This is a genomic window from Carboxydothermus islandicus (assembly GCF_001950325.1).
Classification (GTDB): Bacteria; Bacillota; Z-2901; order Carboxydothermales; family Carboxydothermaceae; genus Carboxydothermus; species Carboxydothermus islandicus.
This window is the reverse complement of sequence record NZ_BDJL01000018.1, coordinates 1-4,463: the sequence shown is the minus strand read 5'-3', so window position 1 is coordinate 4,463 and position 4,463 is coordinate 1. Positions and strand designations below refer to the sequence as shown.

Below are 4,463 nucleotides of genomic sequence, written 5' to 3'. Positions count from 1 at the left end.
CGAAAACAGCCAGCAATACCAGTGGGTCAGAAGCTATCCTTACAACAAAGGCACCCAGGTCTGGGTAAGCGGTCAGTTAAAGACCGAAGGGGTGGACTACCTTTTGGACGGCACCAGCGGTGAAACCAGGATTAAATTACTCCAGGGCAACGGCAGCGTAACGGTAGTATATGCCTACTTCTATCCCGCTTTGCAGGTAAAAATGGAAGTAAAAGACTATCTAAAATCCAGCGAATCCGTCCAGCACACCTCCGGAATCAACCAGTTCTGCGGAGCCTGCCACACCGACTACAACACCGACACCGGGGATATCGACACCAGCACCGGCTCTTCCGATAAATTAACCGGCCAGTACACCGAAGCCTACCGGCACCAGGTTGGCTTTAAGGTGGACGAGTTTAAAGCGTTCTTACCCTTGACCAACATGGTTTACGAAAAGCGGAGTAACGGCGATGTCATGACCTGCCTCACCTGCCACTATGCCCACGGTGTAAGCAAGGAATTCTGGAAGCGGACGCTGTTAGATACTACCAATCAGAAAGTGTACGGCTACTGGAGCGAGGTAGGAGAGAACGGCTTAAAAGAGATTGCCGGGTCTTCGGCGTTAAAGCGGGCGCCCAACATGGGGACCTGTGAGACCTGTCACCGGAAAGGTCCCGGTGCCGAGGGTTACAACGCCAATACCGGACAAAACGTCAGCGTAACCGCCACCACTTACGAAAGCCAGACGGGAGCTACAGCGGTGGGTAGCAGTAGCTGCCAGTCCTGCCATCCGAAATACTATACCGGCTGGAAGAAGACCGCCCACTTTGACAACAGCGTAGGCTGTGAAGCCTGCCACGGCAACGGAAGCCTCCACGTCAAAGCCCCCAACAGCCGGAACATCACCAACCCGGCCACAAAGAACGCAGGAGGAAAGGTTGACACCTGCGGTACTGCTGCCTGTCACGGGAATGGAACAACAGCCAAAAGTATAAACTACGACTTTGGCAATGTAACGGAAAGCATCATTTATTACGGTGAAGCCATGAGTCAGGTGCAGGAATTTAAGGAAAGCAAGCATTACAGTAAAGCTGGGGTTTACTGCTCCACCTGCCACAACCCGCACGGCATGATAGCGGATAAGAACGGAATTGAAAAGCAGTTAAAATACCTGCCGAACGCTTTATGCGGCAGCTGCCACGATACCGGAGCGGCCTTTGACTGGGCGACCTTTATGCCCAAGGTAGGAAGGGACGATGGAAGCGACCAGGCTTTACACAGCTTTACGGCCTTTGAAACGGAAATGCCGGGATTAAGATAAGAGGGGAGGGAAAGTAGTTGAGGAGGTATAAATTAAGTTTAATTGCCGTTATTACCTGCCTGGCCCTGCTGCTTACCGCAGCAGTGGCCTTCGGCTACCGGCAGTTTGCCAGAGACCCGATGACCCAGCAGTCGTTAAATTGCGCAACTACCTGCCACTATACCCAAAAAGCTTCGGATATCGGTAGCCTTCCCTACGCCAAGGTCGTTAACTACGCGATAGCTAAAAATGTATTTTCCCTGACCAAAGGGAAATTTTACCCCCAAAAACCGATTACCAATAAAGAGTTCCACACTGCAGTGGAAAAAGCAGTTGGCAGTTCTACTTTTGCCGATGGCATAATTCCCGAAGATAACAAAACTTTTAACCGCTCCAAACTTGCCGATTACCTGGCGAAATTAACCGGAGTTACTACTTCCGGGTACTTAGGACAAAGAATTAAGGACTTCAACGGCAATCGCAATTTAGCCTGGGCAATATTTAACGGATATATCCCCATTTTAAAGACCGACAGCAATAATAATTTTTACGCCTATCCCTCCACAACAGTCACCAGGGCGGAAGCAGCTTATGCCATCGTAACTGCAGGACTAATCAGGGTTAATGCAGCCCAAAAGCCTACAGCGGTTACCAATAATTCTAAGCACGGTGAATTAACTTCATATTTTCTAACCTGGGTCCAGAATAATCCGAGTGGTACTTCGGCTGAGTTTTGCCTGATTTGCCACGGACCGGGTTCAAGTAAATGGAACTCCATCAAGAACATCGTTTACACCAACCACTATTTAAACCGCACCTTCACCAAAAACGGCGACACGATTTTCTGGATGGCCTACCAGTTTGGGCAAATGGGCAATCCTAAACTACCTTTAGACCTTTACATGAATCAGGACAATCTCCACAATGTGGCCCGGCAAAATCCTGGCCTTGCCCAAATCGAAGGCTTCAGGGAACTGGGCTTTGGTCCGGGACAGCTGCAGTTTGGTATGTACAACCGCCTCTGCGGAGCTCCGGAAACCTTCGGCTATCAGAGCTTCCTGGGCCGCTGGGGAACAGGTGCCAATTCCCGGGCTGCTGGCTGCGGTCGCTGCCATATCGGCTACGGTATTAAATCCGGGCCGGCTGACCCCAACTACAACACCGGCCTCTTTAACCAGCTTTCCGGCAATATTGACACTGCTATCCTTGAATATGTCAAGGATATCGACTGCCTCCTCTGCCATGCCGACCAGTACTATGTCAGTAAGGGAGCGGCCCGAAATGTCAAAGTGGCAAACGGCAAGGCAACCATCTATACCGTAGGGGAAGTTTATAACGGCCAGGATCCGAGCATCACCAATCCTCAGCAAAAAGTCTTAACCGCGATAGCTTCCGTTTACAAGAAGCCCACCGCCAACGGTTGTGCGGTATGTCACGACTTCCCGGCAGACGGTCCGGCGTATAAGCGCGGCTTCTGGCACGACCTTGATGTTCACTTAAAAGATGATAAACTTTCCTGTGTGGACTGCCACCCGGGTGGCGCCTGGACACCGGCTTTAGGTGACACCACCGGACAGGGAGTATATAATAAGCACCAGTTCGTTATTGGCCCGATGCCCGACCTTTATACTCCTAACGATGGTCAGCGGGCAAAACAGTGTACCGACTGCCATACCGGCACGGTGCATGCCAATCAGGTGATAAACGACCACGGGCGGCGCTTGGACTGCCGCACCTGCCACATCAGCAAAGACTACGGCTTGGACTACAGAGATTTTAGCAATCCCGAAAGAGAAGCAGCGGATGGCATCTATGAACCCAAAGATTATGTATTTAACAACTGGAGCGATTCTTCGTTATACAACAATAATTCCCATGAATACCGCGGAAGTTACGGTACCCCTACTTTAAACTTTAAGCGGCAGGATTACGAACACATGATGCGGTTTGGCGTCCGGCCCATTGGGGACATCTTTGATGAGGGCAAACTTTTAGGAAATATGGGTAAAATGAATTATCCGCAAAACCCTGCAGCCAAGATTCAGCCGTTCCACCGGGTAAACATCAAGATACCAATGGCCTTTGGTGACGTCTACTTTAAAGCTATCGGTAAGGACTTTGAAAACTTCCCCTTCATGCTGCCCTTTGATAAGAAGTATTATGCCGAAACCGGCGATATCCTCCAATCGGTTTATCAGGGAGTTTATAAGCTAAAGACCTCCTTTATGCCGGCTTATGATACAAGCAATCAAATTTATTTTGGTGAGCAGAAAGTACCTAAATTTGATGGCTATACCGCGCAGATGATTTACTTCAACATGTTAAACGAAAATATCATGACCAATCCGCGGCTGTCTATGACTCCAACTTCAAAAGGCAACAAACCCTTTAACATGAGCGGCTACTTTGAGTTTTACGGCTTAATGCAGATGGACCACACGATACTTCCGGCAAGCGAAGCTTACACCTGTGTTGACTGCCACAGCGCTACTGGACGGGTTGCAACAGCTACTGGCAGCTGGAAAAACCTTGGCTATTCCGCAAAACGCAGCCAGCTTTTAATCTTTACCAGAAAGTAAGATAGCTTTAAAAGAACTTGGCCCCCGGAATAAATTTTCCGGGGGTTTGTTTTTTGATTTGTTAATTGTATAAAAGTGAAATAGTAAAAGTATGTAATTGTGAAAAATTTACTTAGAAAAAAATACCAAAATATACCAAATTTTAACATGTTTTACGAACAAATTAGCGAAAATTTTAAAAGCTTTGTGTAAAAATTAAAAATTTTAGGCATAAAAAAAATTAATATCAAAATTTGTGATAATTTTCCTTATTTAAAAACTTCTTTAAAAGTGATTTAGAAAAAATTGCATCTTACATAAAATAGTAATTTATACCTATAACCAAAATTAATCACCCTTTTAAAAGGATTTTTAATTTCGCAAAAGAATAAATGGGAGAAAAATTTTACCGAGAAAATTTCGCTAAATTTCATCATGTCTTGCCTAAAAGCAACCCCCCTACCCCGAGGGGAGGAGGTGAAGGAAGAAGAGAAGTAAGGGGAGAGAGAGGGGAGGAGTTGCTGAAGGATAAATAGAGAGGAGGGTATCATTTTGAGGAAGAGGATATTGATACTTGGGCTAACGGTGCTGATGATAGTGCTGTTTAGCACAAGTGCGCTGGC

General features: G+C 47.2%; 2 protein-coding genes. Both read left to right on the top strand.

What is annotated here, in order from left to right; all coding sequences use genetic code 11:
* Positions 1-1,303: multiheme c-type cytochrome (locus tag ciss_RS03975; RefSeq protein ID WP_305764287.1), on the top strand; the 1,303-nt coding region annotated here is incomplete at its 5' end.
* A 17-nt stretch (positions 1,304-1,320) separates the two neighbouring features.
* Entirely contained in the window at positions 1,321-3,861 is a 2,541-nt protein-coding gene (locus ciss_RS03970) for a cytochrome c3 family protein (RefSeq protein ID WP_075865015.1), read from the top strand.
* Positions 3,862-4,463 lie beyond the last annotated feature (602 nt).